Source organism: Agrobacterium sp. LAD9 (assembly GCF_003031125.1).
GTDB classification, from domain to species: domain Bacteria; phylum Pseudomonadota; class Alphaproteobacteria; order Rhizobiales; family Rhizobiaceae; genus Agrobacterium; species Agrobacterium radiobacter.
On sequence record NZ_PHGS01000015.1, the window covers coordinates 15,318 to 28,167 of the forward strand.

The following is a 12,850-nucleotide window of genomic DNA, read 5'->3' on the forward strand; positions in this document are numbered from 1 at the left end:
AAGAGGCTCCAGCGTTTGAAACAGGGCGACCGATAAGGATCGATCAGCCCGTGATAACTTCGAGAGCGACGACGGCGGCGAACAGAGCCGCCATCATCGCAAGAATGAGATTGGAGGCGCACCAGCCGCCGGGCGTGGCGCTCCCCTTGCCGGGAGCGCCCTTGCGGGCGGAGACGATGCGGTTACTTCGAGACTTTTCGTCATTCATGGCATCACCTCAGAAGAGCTGGCCCGCCGCCATGACAAGATGTTCGGCAACGGGGCCGAGTGCGAGCGCTGGCAGGAAGGTGAGACCACCGACAATCAGGATCGTGCCGGCAAGCAGGCCGACGAAGAGCGGACCATCCGTCGGGAAGGTGCCGGCTGAGGCCGGAACGGTCTTCTTGGCGACCAGCGAACCGGCAATGGCGAGCGCCGGAATGATCACCAGAAAACGACCCATCAGCATGCCAAGGCCAAGCGTGATGTTGTACCAGGTGGTATTGCCCGTCAGCCCGCCGAAGGCGGAGCCGTTATTGGCGGCGGCGGAGGTATAGGCATAGAGGATTTCGGAGAAGCCGTGCGGTCCCGCCGTACCGATCGACGCCACGGCCGAGGGAAGGACGGTGGCCGTTGCCGTGAAAGCCAGCATGGCGAGCGGCAGGCAGAGAATGGCCAGAACCGCCATTTTCATTTCCTTGGCCTCGATCTTCTTGCCGAGATATTCCGGCGTGCGTCCGACCATCAGACCCGCCACGAAGATGGCGATGACGATGAAGAGCAGGATGCCGTAAAAGCCCGCGCCGACACCGCCGACGATCACCTCGCCCAACTGCATGTTGATGAGCGGAACAAGACCGCCCAGCGCCGTGAAGCTGCCATGCATGGCATTGACCGCGCCGCAGGACGCAGCGGTGGTGATGACCGCGAAGAGCGACGAGAGCGCCACGCCGAAACGGACCTCCTTGCCTTCCATATTGCCGCCAGCAAGGCCGAAGCTGTGCATCAGCGGATTTCCGGCCGCTTCCGCCCAATAGGTAACGGCGACGCCGGCGATGAACAGAACGCCCATGGCGGCGAGGATCGCCCAGCCCTGGCGCTGGTTGCCAACCATGCGGCCGAAAACATTGGTGAAGGCGGCGCCGATCGCGAAGATCGACACCATCTGGATCATGTTGGAAATGGCGTCGGGGTTTTCAAAGGGATGCGCGGAATTGGCGTTGAAGAAACCACCGCCATTGGTGCCCAGCATCTTGATCGCCAGCTGCGACGCCACGGGACCGACGGCAATCGTCTGCTGCACGCCTTCCAGCGTTTGCGCGTTCACATAAGCGCCGAGGGTCTGCGGCACGCCGAGCCACACATAGATGAGGGTCAGCACGATGCAGAGGGGCAAAAGCACGTAGAGCGTTGAGCGGACCATATCCACCCAGAAATTGCCGATCGCCTTGCCGGAGGCGCGTGAAAAAGCGCGGATGAGGCCGATGGCGATTGCCATGCCTGTCGCCGCGGAAACGAAGTTCTGCACGGTGAGACCGGCCATCTGGGTCAGATAGGACAGCGTGCTTTCGCCGCCATAATTCTGCCAGTTGGTGTTGGTGACGAAGCTGACCGCCGTATTGAAGGAGAGTTCCGGTCCCACGGCCGCCATTCCCTGTGGGTTATAGGGCAGCACGGCCTGAAAACGCATCAGGGCATAGAGCAGGGCAAAACCGAGGAGGTTGAAGAGAAGCATGGAGAAGGCATAGGTCGTCCAGTGCTGCTCCTCGCGCTCGCTTGTCCCAGCAAGGGCATAAAGGCCGCGCTCGACGGGTGCGAGAACCGGCGACAACAGGGTGCGCTCGCCATTAAAGACACGCGCCATATAGAAGCCGAGCGGCTTCACCAGCGCAAAAATGATCCCGCAGAAAAGCAGGACCTGAAACCATCCATTGAGGGTCATGGTATTGAACTTTCAATAGCCGTCGTTTCCCGATCAGAAACGTTCGGGGCGAATGAGAGCATAGGTGAGATAGGCGGCGATAAAGACCGTGACGGCGCCGCTCAAGATATAGTCGAATGTCATCGCAGCCTCCCGTCTAAAGCCGGTCGCAGGCGCGCGTATAGGCAAAGCAGAGGGCGAAAAACACCGTGGCTGCACCGATCAGAACAACATCCATCATCGATGGGACTCCTTTTTATTCGAGGAGCCGGACAGGAAGAAAAGCGCCGTCATGTGGGACGTCGCTTTTCAATCTTTCTGGCTGAGAAGGGAACACCATCCCTTCCCGCACAGAAGAATGCACCCGAACCGCATAAAGGTTCGAGACGGCCACAGAGGCAATAAAATAGGAATCCTATAGGAATTTCGACGCCCGCCGGTCGCGGACATCGCTGCCGCTAATTAAGAGAGCGGGCTGTCGCTGAAAGCGGACATGATGGTTTCCGCCGGACTTTTATCGGCCAGCAGCGCGGCCAGCAAAATGCGGGCCTGTCCCGGACGAAGCGTGGATGAATGTACGGCGCCCGCCGCGACAAGATCATGCCCGCCGCCGCCGCCGCCGTAACTTGCCACGAGCCGCCCTTCGGGCACGCGGCTGGAAACGATGACGGGAACGTTGCGTTCGGCGCAGCGCTTCACGGCTTCAGCGATACGCGGATTGGCGTTGCCGGAACCAAGCGCCGCAAGAACGATACCTTTCGCTCCCGCCTGCAGGCTTGCATCAATATGGGTGGCATCACAGCCGGGATGAATGGCGACGATATCGACGCGCTGATCGGTTACCGGGGCGGTAAGCCGCAGCGTTGCGGCAGCAGCCAGCGGCCGGGCCGAGCGGAAGGCGTCCGCCTCGTCCGCGCTCAGCTTGTAAAGCCCCCAGGCAGGCAGACAGCGGCCGCCGAAGGAGAGAAGCACGCCCTTCCCGGCATTCGCCTGATCGAGCGCTGTTTCTATGGCCCGGGCCAGATTGGCCGGCCCGTCCGCGTCCTTATGGTCTGCCGTAAACTGCGCGCCGGTGAAGACCACCGGCTTTGTGATGGTCTGCTGCAAATGCACGAGCAGCGAGGATTCTTCCATGGCGTCGGTGCCATGCAGAACCACGATGCCGGCAACGGCGGGATCATCAAGCTCTGCCCCCACCGCATCGCTGATGCGCTGCATGTCTGCCAATGTCAGGCTGGAGGAATCCTTCGCCATCAGATCAACCGGCTTCAGCCGGGCGCTGATTTGCGGAACCAGCGTCAGCAGGTCCTCACCCGAAAGGCTGGGCGTGCTGACGCCATCGGCGCTACGCCGGCTGGCGATGGTGCCGCCGGTGGCGATGACCGCCACCAGAGGCGTTGCGCCCTGCCCGCTCAATGCGACGCTCCTGCACCGGCACGCTCGGCCGCCAGGCGGTGGATGCGCTCACGCAGCAGATACCAACCGATGACAAGCGCCGGGATGATGACGAGCAGCGAGGCGATGGTCCAGGAGCCGACGGGATAGTCGAAGGCCATCAGAACCAGCACGCCGAACAGGAAGATGAGCGTGAGAATGCCGGTGTAGGGCGCGCCGAACATGCGGAAATCCGGACGTGCAAGCTCGCCACGCCTGGAAAGCTGCCAGAGCTTCAGCTGGCAAAGCACGATGACCGCCCATGCGCAGATGATGCCGAGCGCCGACAGGTTGAGCGCGATTTCGAAAGCGGCGGAGGGAACGACCGCATTCAGGGCCACGCCGAGAACGGTGACGACGGCCGTGACCGCAATGCCGCCATAAGGCACGCCATTCTTGTTCATCTTCGCCAGCGCCGCCGGAGCCGAGCCGGAAACCGCCATGGAATGAAGAATGCGGCCGGTGGAATAAAGACCGGCATTGAGCGAGGACAGCACAGCGGTCAGAACGACGAGGTTCATGATCACATCGGCACCCTCAACGCCGATGGAACCGAAGAAGGTGACGAACGGGCTCTCGCCGGCCTTGTAAGCGGTGTAGGGCAGAAGCAGCGTGAACAGCAGTACCGAGCCGACATAAAACACGACGAGACGCAGGACCACGGCGCGGATGGCGCGCGGCATGACCTTGCGCGGGTCTTCAGTTTCGCCCGCCGCCGTGCCGATCAGCTCAATCGAGGCATAGGCGAACACCACGCCCTGTATGATGACGAAGGCTGGAAGAATGCCATTCGGGAAGAAGCCGCCATTATCCGTAATGAGGCTGAAGCCGGTAACGTGGCCTTCGATCGGTGTGCCGAAAATGACGAAATAGACGCCAACGACGAGGAAAATGGCGAGCGCGAGCACCTTGATCAGGCTGAACCAGAATTCCAGCTCGCCGAAGACCTTCACCGACAGCATGTTCATCGCCAGCACGACGACCAGTGCCGTCATCGCGAACACCCACTGATCGATACCCGCCAGCCACGGCACGTATTGCTTGAAGAAATTCATGTAGAGGGCGACGGCGGTCACATCAGCCACCGAGGTCATGGCCCAGTTCAGCCAATACATCCAGCCGGCCGCGAAGGCCATCTTCTCGCCGTAGAACTCGCGGGCGTAGGAGACGAAGGAACCGGAACTCGGGCGATGCATGATAAGCTCGCCGAGCGCGCGCAGCACCAGAAATGCGAAGAAACCGCAGAGCGCGTAAACGAAAACCAGCGCCGGACCGGCCTGCGCGAGGCGCCCGCCAGCACCCAGAAAGAGACCCGTGCCGATAGCGCCGCCGATGGCGATCATCTGGATCTGGCGCGGCTTCAGGGCCTTATGGTAACCGAGGTCCTCTTCGATGAAGACCTCACGTTCGGCGGGTGCCGTTTTTCCAGAATGCATGGATTTATCCTCCCGATAAAACGCTTGTAATCGGCAATAAGCCGGAAATCAAAGTGGAACTGGCGTCGTCCCCAAGGCTGGAAATATGGCCAGCGAATGCGCGCATGCTGTAAAGCTGCATGACAGATTTTTGCCCTCTTAATTGCAGAGACTGGCTTTCGTCAAGAGCCACCGGGCAATATTGACCTTCCCCCTCCTTGGGAATATGGTCATCAAATCTGTAAGACAGCTTTACAGATTTTGCAACGCTTAAAGCCAGTGGAGGACACAGTGAGCGTGACGCGCAGGGAGCATGATTTGCTCGGGACAAAGGAAATTCCGGCGGATGTCTATTGGGGCGTGCACACGGCGCGCGCTGTGGAAAACTTCAAGATCACCGGGGTGACCATTGGCCACAACCCCTATCTCGTCCGGGGACTGGCCTATGTGAAGGAGGCTGCGGCACGCGCAAATCACGAGCTCGGCCTGCTCGACACCGAACGAATGGAAGCCATCGTCGAGGCCTGCCGAGAAATCCGCGCCGGCGCGCTGCATGAGCAATTCGTGGTGGATGAAATTCAGGGCGGAGCCGGCACCTCCACCAACATGAATGCCAATGAGGTCATCGCCAACCGCGCGTTGGAACTGCTTGGTCACGAAAAAGGCGATTATGCCCGCCTTCACCCGAATGATCATGTCAATCTCAGCCAATCGACCAACGACGCCTATCCGACCGCAATCAATGTCGGACTGATCGAGGCGATCGACGATCTGGCGGCTTCCATGGGCGTTCTCAAGGACGCTTTCGACCGCAAGGCGCAGGAATTTGCCGGCTTCATCAAGATCGGACGCACGCAATTGCAGGACGCGGTGCCGATGACGCTCGGCCAGGAGTTCCGTACTTTCGTGGTGATGCTCGGCGAAGATCAGGCGCGCCTGATCGAATCCGCGGCATTGCTGCACGAGATCAATCTCGGCGCCACCGCCATCGGCACCGGGCTCAATGCGCCGCGCGGTTATGCCGAGCTTGCCTGCCAGCATCTGGCGGAACTGACCGGGCGACCGCTGGTAACGGCCGCCGACCTGATCGAGGCCACACAGGACCCCGGCGCCTTCGTGCATCTCTCCGGCGTGCTGAAGCGCGTCGCCGTGAAGTTGTCGAAAACCTGCAACGACCTTCGCCTGCTCTCTTCCGGCCCGCGCGCCGGGATCGGCGAAATCACCCTGCCCTCGGTTCAGGCAGGTTCCAGCATCATGCCGGGCAAGATCAACCCGGTCATTCCCGAAGTGGTCAACCAGGTGGCCTATGCGGTGATCGGCAACGACATCACCATCACCATGGCCGCCGAAGCCGGGCAGCTGCAGCTCAACGCCTTCGAGCCGATCATCGTGCGCGCGCTTTCACAGAGCATCAGCCAGCTCAGCGCCGCCTGCCGCACCTTGGCGGAACGCTGCGTCGACGGCATCGTGGCAAATCCCGCCATCATGGCGCAGCGCGTGGAAGAATCGATCGGTCTTGCCACCGCGCTCAACCCGCTAATCGGTTATTATGCGGCAACGGAAGTAGCCAAGGAAGCGCTTGCCAGCGGCCGCACGGTGCCACAGGTGGTTCTGGAGCGCGGTTATCTCACCGATGCGCAATTGCAGCAGGCGCTGAGCCCGCGGCACCTTGCCAACCTGCCTGCCGTCACGGCTGGCGAAGCCGATCTTCGCCAATGATCGTCGTCACCACTTGCTTCACCTGCCCAAGGTGAAGCTCCATCGCCTCCCGCGCCTCTGGCGCTGAACCCCGCCGGATCGCCTCGACGATCCGGCGGTGCTCGAAATTCGACGCGACGCGGCGGCCGGCCATCAGGTTCACCATCTCGGATTGCTGGGATAGGGCTTCGCGCGCATCGGCCACCACCTTGGCGAACAGCCTGTTGGCCGAAGCTTCCGCAATGGCGCAATGAAACTGCCCATCCAGCAGCACCCAGGGATGCGGCCTTTCTTCGGCTTCCATCCGATCACAGAGGTCAAGCAAGACCTCCAGCTGGGCATCGGTCCGCCTCAACGCCGCCCAACCGGCCGCCGGCACCTCGATGAAGGGGCGGGCCTCGATCAGATCGCGGGCGGAATAGGCGCCGTAATTCAATTCGGAAGGTGGCGTCGGCGTCATCACATAGGTGCCGCTTCCGGTGCGGGTCTGCGTCAGCCCCAGGGTCTGGAGCGAGCGCAGCGCCTCGCGAATAATCGGCCGGCTGACGCCATATCGCGCTGCCAGATGGGCTTCCGAAGGCAGCCGGATGCCGACCGCAAGCTGCCCCGAGGTGATGGCGGAACGGATATCATCGAACACCGCTTCTGCGGCATTCTTGCGATTGATCGGCTGCCCATCCGCAAGCCAATCCGACAACCCGCCCATCTTTAAACCCTCCGCACTCTCAATATGTCCGCAATATCAACGCAAGACCAGACGACCGTCCAAACGCAAAAGGACGGCCGCCGCTCTCGCAGCTAAGCCGACCTTCCTAACATTATCCTGCCCGCGGGAACAACGACGGTGGATATTTTTGTTGGAGCGAGGGAACAACGACGCCGTACCCTCGCCCCGCACCGATATCACGCCTTGATTTCTGTTCCCTCCGGCTTGTCATCCTCACGCGGAATACGGAACCAAGCGACATAGAGCGCGGGGAGGAAAAGCAGCGTGAGCGCCGTACCCACCACGATGCCGCCCATCATCGCATAGGCCATCGGACCCCAGAAAATCTCCCTGGATATTGGGATGAGGGCGAGCGTGGCGGCCGCCGCCGTCAGCATGATCGGCCGCATGCGGTGCTCGGTCGCCTCGATGACGGCATGCCATGCCGAGACCCCTTCACTTCTCAGATGCTCGATCTGCACCACCAGAATGACCGAGTTGCGGATCAGGATACCGATCAGCGCCAGCACGCCGAGAATGGCAACGAAGCCCATCGGCGCATTGGAGAAGAGCAGCGCCACCACGACGCCGATCAAGGCCGTCGGCGCGACGGCGAAGACCAGGAACAGCCGGCTGAAGCTTTGCAGCTGAACCATCAGGATCGTCGCCATCGCAAACAGCATCAAGGGCACCACGGCAACGATCGGAGCCTGCGAATCCGCGCTGGATTCCACGGAGCCACCGACTTCCATCTTGTAACCGACGGGAAGCGTCTTCTCGAAAGCCTCGAGTTTCGGCTTCAGCTGCTCCACGATCGTGGCTGGCTGTGTTGGGCCGATAATCGCGGCCTTGACGGTGACTGTCGGGATCCTGTCACGACGCCAGATGGTCGGCTGCTCCAGTTCGTAGCGGAAATTGGCAATCGCCGAGAGCGGCACGGCCTTGCCGTTCGTCGCCGGCAATTGCAGGTTCTGCAACGTCTCGATGGACCCCCGCTCTGCCAGTTGCGCGCGCGCCACCACGTTGACGAGGTAAATATCGTCCCTGACCTGGGTCACGGTAGAACCCTCGACAATGCTGTTCATGGCATTGGCGATATCTTCCGAGGAGACGCCGAGCTGCCGGGCCTTGTCCTGGATGACATCGACCTTCACCACGCGCGTCGGCTCGTTCCAGTCCATCACGAGGTTCGAGAGCAGCTGATGTTCACCGACGATACCGGACAATTGCTGACCGAGTTCGCGGACCTTCTGGATATCAGGACCGCTCAGGCGATATTGGACCGGTTTCCCGACGGGAGGACCGATATCGAGTAACTTCACGAAGGCGTCGGTGCCGATGAATGTCCGGTCCAGATAATCCTGCAGCTCGGCACGCACCTTGTCGCGCACATCCAGCCCCTTGGTGACGATGACCGTCTGGCCGAAGGTGACGTCAGGTGTCTGCACGTCGAAGGACAGGATGAAGCGCGGTGCGCCTTCGCCGACATAGGTCGTCCAATGGTCGATATCCGTATTCTTCGCCAGCATTTCCTGCTCGAACTGCGCCATCTGCCGGTTGGTTTCGGCAATCGAGCTGTTCTGCGGCAGGTTCCAGTCGACGATCAGTTCCACGCGGTCGGATGACGGGAAGAACTGCTGCTGCACGAGGCTCATGCCGCCGACGGAAAGGCCGAAGAGGGCAATGGTGAGGATGATCGTCACCCAGCGCCAGCGCAGCGCCCGCCCGAGGAGCCAGGAAAAGGCGGAGGCGAACCGGCCCTTCTTTTCATGGTGCGATTTCATCGTCTTCGGCAGGATCGTGACGCCGAGCAGCGGCGTGAACAGGACGGCGACGATCCACGACACAATGAGCGAAACGGCGATCACCACAAAAAGCGTGAAGGTGAATTCACCCGCCGCGGAGTTGTTGAGACCGACCGGAATGAAGCCTGCCACGGTGACCAGCGTGCCCGTCAGCATCGGGAAAGCGGTGGAGGTGTAAACATAGGTCGCCGCTTTTCTGAGATCGTCTCCGACCTCGAGCCGCGCGACCATCATCTCGACGGCAATCATCGCATCGTCGACGAGAAGCCCGAGCGCGATGATGAGCGCGCCGAGCGAGATACGTTGCAGCGAAATGCCTGTGTATTCCATGTAGACGAAGGTGATCGCCAGCACGAGCGGAATGGAAACGGCAACCACCATGCCGGCCCTGAGGCCAAGGCTGATGAAGCTTATGACGAGAACGATTGCAATCGCCTCGAACAGCGCCGAGGTGAAACCCGAGACCGCCTCATCGACCACGGCCGGCTGATCGGACACACGATGCACATCGACACCAACAGGCAGATCCGCCACCACACGCTTCATCTGTGCATCCAGCGCCTCGCCGAAATGCAGCAGGTTCGCACCGGTTTTCATGCCGATCGCAAGGCCGATAGCCGGCTGGCCGTTAAAACGGAACAGCGATGATGGCGGATCGACATAACCGCGCCTGATCGTCGCCACTTCCGTTAGTGGGAAGAACCGGTTGTTGACCCGCAGATTGATGGACCGCAGGCTGTCTTCAGAGGTGAACTGGCCGCTGACGCGTAGCGCCACACGCTCAGGCCCGGCATTAACGAAGCCGGATTGCGTGACGGCGTTCTGGGATTGCAGCGTCTTTATGATCGACTGCTGATCGATGCCGAGGGCTGCGATCTGCCGCGTGGAGAACTCCAGATAGATCGTCTCGTCCTGCGCGCCGATAACATCGACTTTGCCGATATTGTCGACGGTCAGCACCTTCGCACGGGCATCCTCCACCAGATCGCGCAACTGCCGCTGGCTGAGACCATCGCTGGTGAAGGCGTAGATATTGCCATAGACATCGCCGAAACGGTCATTGAAGAAGGGGCCGACCACGCCGGAGGGAAACTCCCCTTTGATGTCGCCGATCATGTTGCGCACCCGCACCCAGGTCGGTTCGACATTGCGTGCCTTGGTTTCCGGCACCAGTTCCACGAAGATTGTGGTGCGGCCAGCCACCGTCTGGCTGCGCAGATGGTCGAGATTGTCGAGCTCCTCGAGCTTCTTCTCGATCCGGTCGGTCACCTGCCGGGCTACTTCCTCCGCGGAAGCACCGGGCCATTGCGCGCTGATCACCATCGTCTTGATGGTGAAGTTCGGATCTTCCTCACGGCCGAGGTTGAGATAGGAGAAAACGCCGGCGAGAACGAAGACCAGCATGAAGTACCAGACGAGCGAACGGTGTTCGAGCGCCCAGTCGGAGAGATTGAATTTCTTCACTGACGGACCTCCTGATCAATCCTGATGGCCTGTCCATCCTTGAGCTTGTGAACACCGGCGCTAGCGACACGCTCGCCGGGCTTGACGCCGTCGGTGATACGCACGCTGCCGCCCTCAGTCGGCTCACCTTCTATCGTGACAGGGCGCAACGTCACCGTTGCCTTGTCGGCATTGACGATCCAGACACCCCACCCACTATCTGTTTTCAGCAGGGCTGATGCGGGAAGCATGATCTGCGGTTCGGATGCGGCAAGCACCGAGGCCGTGACGACGGAACCCAGCCTGAATGCCGGCGGCGCATCCTGCAGGCTGATCTTCGTGCGGCGCGTGCGCGTTGCCGTTTCGGCTTCCGGAGCGATCTCGCGCACCACGCCGGTGGTGCGGATTTTCGGGTCAAGCTGCAGGGCGATCTCGAAGGCGGAACCGATCTCGAGCCGCTGCGCCGCAAATTGCGGAACATCGACCACCACATCGCGCACTTCCGGCCGGGCAATCGTCACGACCGTTTGGCCGGCCGAAACAACCTGACCGATTTCGCCTGAGGTTGCCGTCACCACGCCGTCAAATTCCGCATGCAGCTGCGCATAACCCAGCTGCTCCTCGGCCTTGTCCAGATTGGCGCGGGCCTTGGCGACGGCGGCGTTGGCGGTGCGTGTTGCCTGTTCGGCTTCTTCCAGTGCGGCTTCCGTGCCGCTGCGGGCTTCAGCCAGCACGCGCTGACGCTGTTCCGTCGTGACCGCGTTGGCCAGCTGCGCTTCCGCATTGGAAAGATCGGATTGCGCACTCTTCACCGCAAGCTCGAGCGCCAGCGGATCGATCGACGCGACCACGTCGCCTTTCTTGACCAGATCGGCCACATCGACATTGCGGGCGATGATCCGACCGAGAACACGAAAACCGAGATCGGTCTGAATACGCGATTCCACCGTGCCGGTCAGCCGCAGCGCATCGGCGGGCTTCTCTTCCACGACGACGGAAAGCACCGGACGCGGCGCCTCGGCGGCGGCTTCCTGCTTCTCCTCGCAGGAGGAGACCGCAATCGCCACAGCCACCAAAAACAAGCTTCTGTATATACTGGACATTATTGTGCCTGCCCCTTTTCATAGGCGACTTTTTCACCGGTGCGGAGAAATTTGGTCCCGACGGTGACAACGAGATCGCCGGGATTAAGTCCTTGCGCGATGACGAATTGACCGGTCTCGTAGTCAGCGACCTCGACGCGCCGCATGGCGATTTCCGAGGATTGCGGATCGACCACCCAGACGGCGGGAAAGCCGTCCTGCGACGTCATCGCCGACCACGGAAGCTCAATCGCATCGACCTGCTTGAAGCGGAAATGGCCGGATACAGGCGCCCCGAGCGGCATGGTCAGATCACCGTTCAGACCCACCTTGACCCTGATCGTTCCATTGTCGGGGTCGATCGTCGGAGAAATCTCCCGCACCGGCGCCGCAACGCTGCGGGTGGGATCCGACAGGAGGCTGACATTGACGAGATTGTCGATGTCGCGCTCGAGAAACAGGGATTCATAGACATCGAAGACCGCATCGCGCGGCCCGTCATGCGCCAGCGTGAAGACAAGCTGGGCGGCCTGCGCCACCTGGCCGACTTCGACATTGCGCGCCGTGATCACACCATCCGCATCGGCCCTGAGTTCGGTGTAGGACAGGGCATCCCGCGCCGTGTCGAGCTGCGCCTGCGCCGATCTCACCGCGCCCTGCGTGGTGAGCAGGGTTTCCTGGGCCTTGTCGACCGCTGAACGCGAGGTCACCTGCGTCCTGAACAGGCTTTGCTGACGGTCGAACGTCAATTGCGCCTGCGTCTGCTGCGCTTCTGCGGATTGCAGGTTGGCGAGCGCAACATCGAGATCGGCCTTTTGCTCTTCAGGATCCATGCGGGCAAGCAATTGCCCGGTCTTGACCCGTGTACCCACATCCACCAGCCGCTCGGTGATCTTGCCGCTGACCCGGAAAGACAGGTCCGTCTGGACCCTTGCCCTCACTTCACCCGTTATGACGCTGCCGCGATCGACGGGCTTCTTTTCAGCCGTGACCACGCCGACGGTGCGCAGCGACTTTTCCGCAGGCGGCTCTTCATTGCTGCAGGACGACAGGGCGAAAATGCCGCCAAGCGCCGCCGCGATAAGGATGGTTTTCATGGTGACCTCTTGATCTTCGCCTCATCCTATAATATTTGACTGACTGAATAGTCAATGAAATTCTTATGCCGCCGATCGGGGATCTGTCCGGAACATCGGGCCAGCCTCCCGAATGATCATTCCACTTCGTCCGGCACATCCTTGCGGGCGCGTCGGCAATGTTCCGGCATATTGAAGCATGCGCGCGCCTTCACAAAAATCCATTCCGGTTTTTGCGCCGGTGCTATAGGCAAACCATCTCTCATTTCCGCCTATCGCGACGGACAGAAG

The 12,850-nt window shown here is 61.0% G+C and carries 10 protein-coding genes; 1 reads left to right on the top strand and 9 read right to left on the bottom strand.

Translation table 11 applies throughout. The annotated features are described in order from the left end of the window. Positions 1-43: 43 nt before the first annotated feature. From DA915_RS28960 to DA915_RS16610, 5 genes are all read right to left on the bottom strand, one after another. The gene (locus DA915_RS28960) at positions 44-208 is read right to left on the bottom strand and encodes a hypothetical protein (protein WP_020012266.1); all 165 of its coding nucleotides are present in this window, start codon (positions 206-208) and stop codon (positions 44-46) included. A gap of 9 nt (positions 209-217) precedes the next feature. Beyond that, positions 218-1,921: a potassium-transporting ATPase subunit KdpA gene (gene kdpA, locus DA915_RS16595; protein WP_060723125.1), complete on the bottom strand. Its 1,704-nt coding sequence runs from the start codon at positions 1,919-1,921 to the stop codon at positions 218-220. 33 nt (positions 1,922-1,954) lie between these two features. Continuing rightward, positions 1,955-2,044, bottom strand: a complete 90-nt coding sequence (kdpF, locus tag DA915_RS16600; protein WP_003506089.1) for a K(+)-transporting ATPase subunit F — start codon at positions 2,042-2,044, stop codon at positions 1,955-1,957. 318 nt (positions 2,045-2,362) lie between these two features. Continuing rightward, positions 2,363-3,316 carry an asparaginase gene (locus DA915_RS16605; protein WP_107676645.1) on the bottom strand — a complete coding sequence of 318 codons (954 nt, stop codon included), beginning with the start codon at positions 3,314-3,316 and terminating at the stop codon, positions 2,363-2,365. Further along, positions 3,313-4,770: an amino acid permease gene (locus DA915_RS16610; protein WP_003506083.1), complete on the bottom strand. Its 1,458-nt coding sequence runs from the start codon at positions 4,768-4,770 to the stop codon at positions 3,313-3,315. Before DA915_RS16610 ends, DA915_RS16605 begins: the two co-directional genes overlap by 4 nt. Before the next feature lie 270 nt (positions 4,771-5,040). Here DA915_RS16610 and DA915_RS16615 point away from each other — a divergent pair, with 270 nt between their 5' ends. After that, positions 5,041-6,468 (top strand): aspartate ammonia-lyase, encoded by a 1,428-nt coding sequence (locus tag DA915_RS16615; protein WP_244600749.1) that lies wholly within the window; start codon positions 5,041-5,043, stop codon positions 6,466-6,468. Here the strand turns inward: DA915_RS16615 and DA915_RS16620 are convergent. The 4 genes from DA915_RS16620 to DA915_RS16635 form a co-directional block, all read right to left on the bottom strand. Then, the gene (locus DA915_RS16620; RefSeq protein ID WP_003506080.1) at positions 6,437-7,153 is read right to left on the bottom strand and encodes a FadR/GntR family transcriptional regulator; all 717 of its coding nucleotides are present in this window, start codon (positions 7,151-7,153) and stop codon (positions 6,437-6,439) included. The two genes, DA915_RS16615 and DA915_RS16620, sit on opposite strands and share 32 nt — an antisense overlap. A gap of 197 nt (positions 7,154-7,350) precedes the next feature. Next, entirely contained in the window at positions 7,351-10,422 is a 3,072-nt protein-coding gene (locus DA915_RS16625; RefSeq protein WP_020808555.1) for an efflux RND transporter permease subunit, read from the bottom strand. After that, positions 10,419-11,504, bottom strand: coding sequence for an efflux RND transporter periplasmic adaptor subunit (locus DA915_RS16630; protein ID WP_020808556.1), 1,086 nt, complete (start codon positions 11,502-11,504; stop codon positions 10,419-10,421). Before DA915_RS16630 ends, DA915_RS16625 begins: the two co-directional genes overlap by 4 nt. Beyond that, complete coding sequence (locus DA915_RS16635) at positions 11,504-12,580, bottom strand: efflux RND transporter periplasmic adaptor subunit (protein WP_107676647.1); 1,077 nt, start codon at positions 12,578-12,580, stop codon at positions 11,504-11,506. The genes DA915_RS16630 and DA915_RS16635 overlap by 1 nt, the downstream gene beginning before the upstream one ends. Positions 12,581-12,850: the final 270 nt, after the last annotated feature.

Coding starts and splice junctions, on each gene's coding strand:
- DA915_RS28960 (WP_020012266.1), bottom strand. CDS start 208: ATGAATGACGAAAAGTCTCGAAGTAACCGCATCGTCTCCGCCCGCAAG.
- kdpA (WP_060723125.1), bottom strand. CDS start 1,921: ATGACCCTCAATGGATGGTTTCAGGTCCTGCTTTTCTGCGGGATCATT.
- kdpF (WP_003506089.1), bottom strand. CDS start 2,044: ATGACATTCGACTATATCTTGAGCGGCGCCGTCACGGTCTTTATCGCC.
- DA915_RS16610 (WP_003506083.1), bottom strand. CDS start 4,770: ATGCATTCTGGAAAAACGGCACCCGCCGAACGTGAGGTCTTCATCGAA.
- DA915_RS16620 (WP_003506080.1), bottom strand. CDS start 7,153: ATGGGCGGGTTGTCGGATTGGCTTGCGGATGGGCAGCCGATCAATCGC.
- DA915_RS16630 (WP_020808556.1), bottom strand. CDS start 11,504: ATGTCCAGTATATACAGAAGCTTGTTTTTGGTGGCTGTGGCGATTGCG.
- DA915_RS16635 (WP_107676647.1), bottom strand. CDS start 12,580: ATGAAAACCATCCTTATCGCGGCGGCGCTTGGCGGCATTTTCGCCCTG.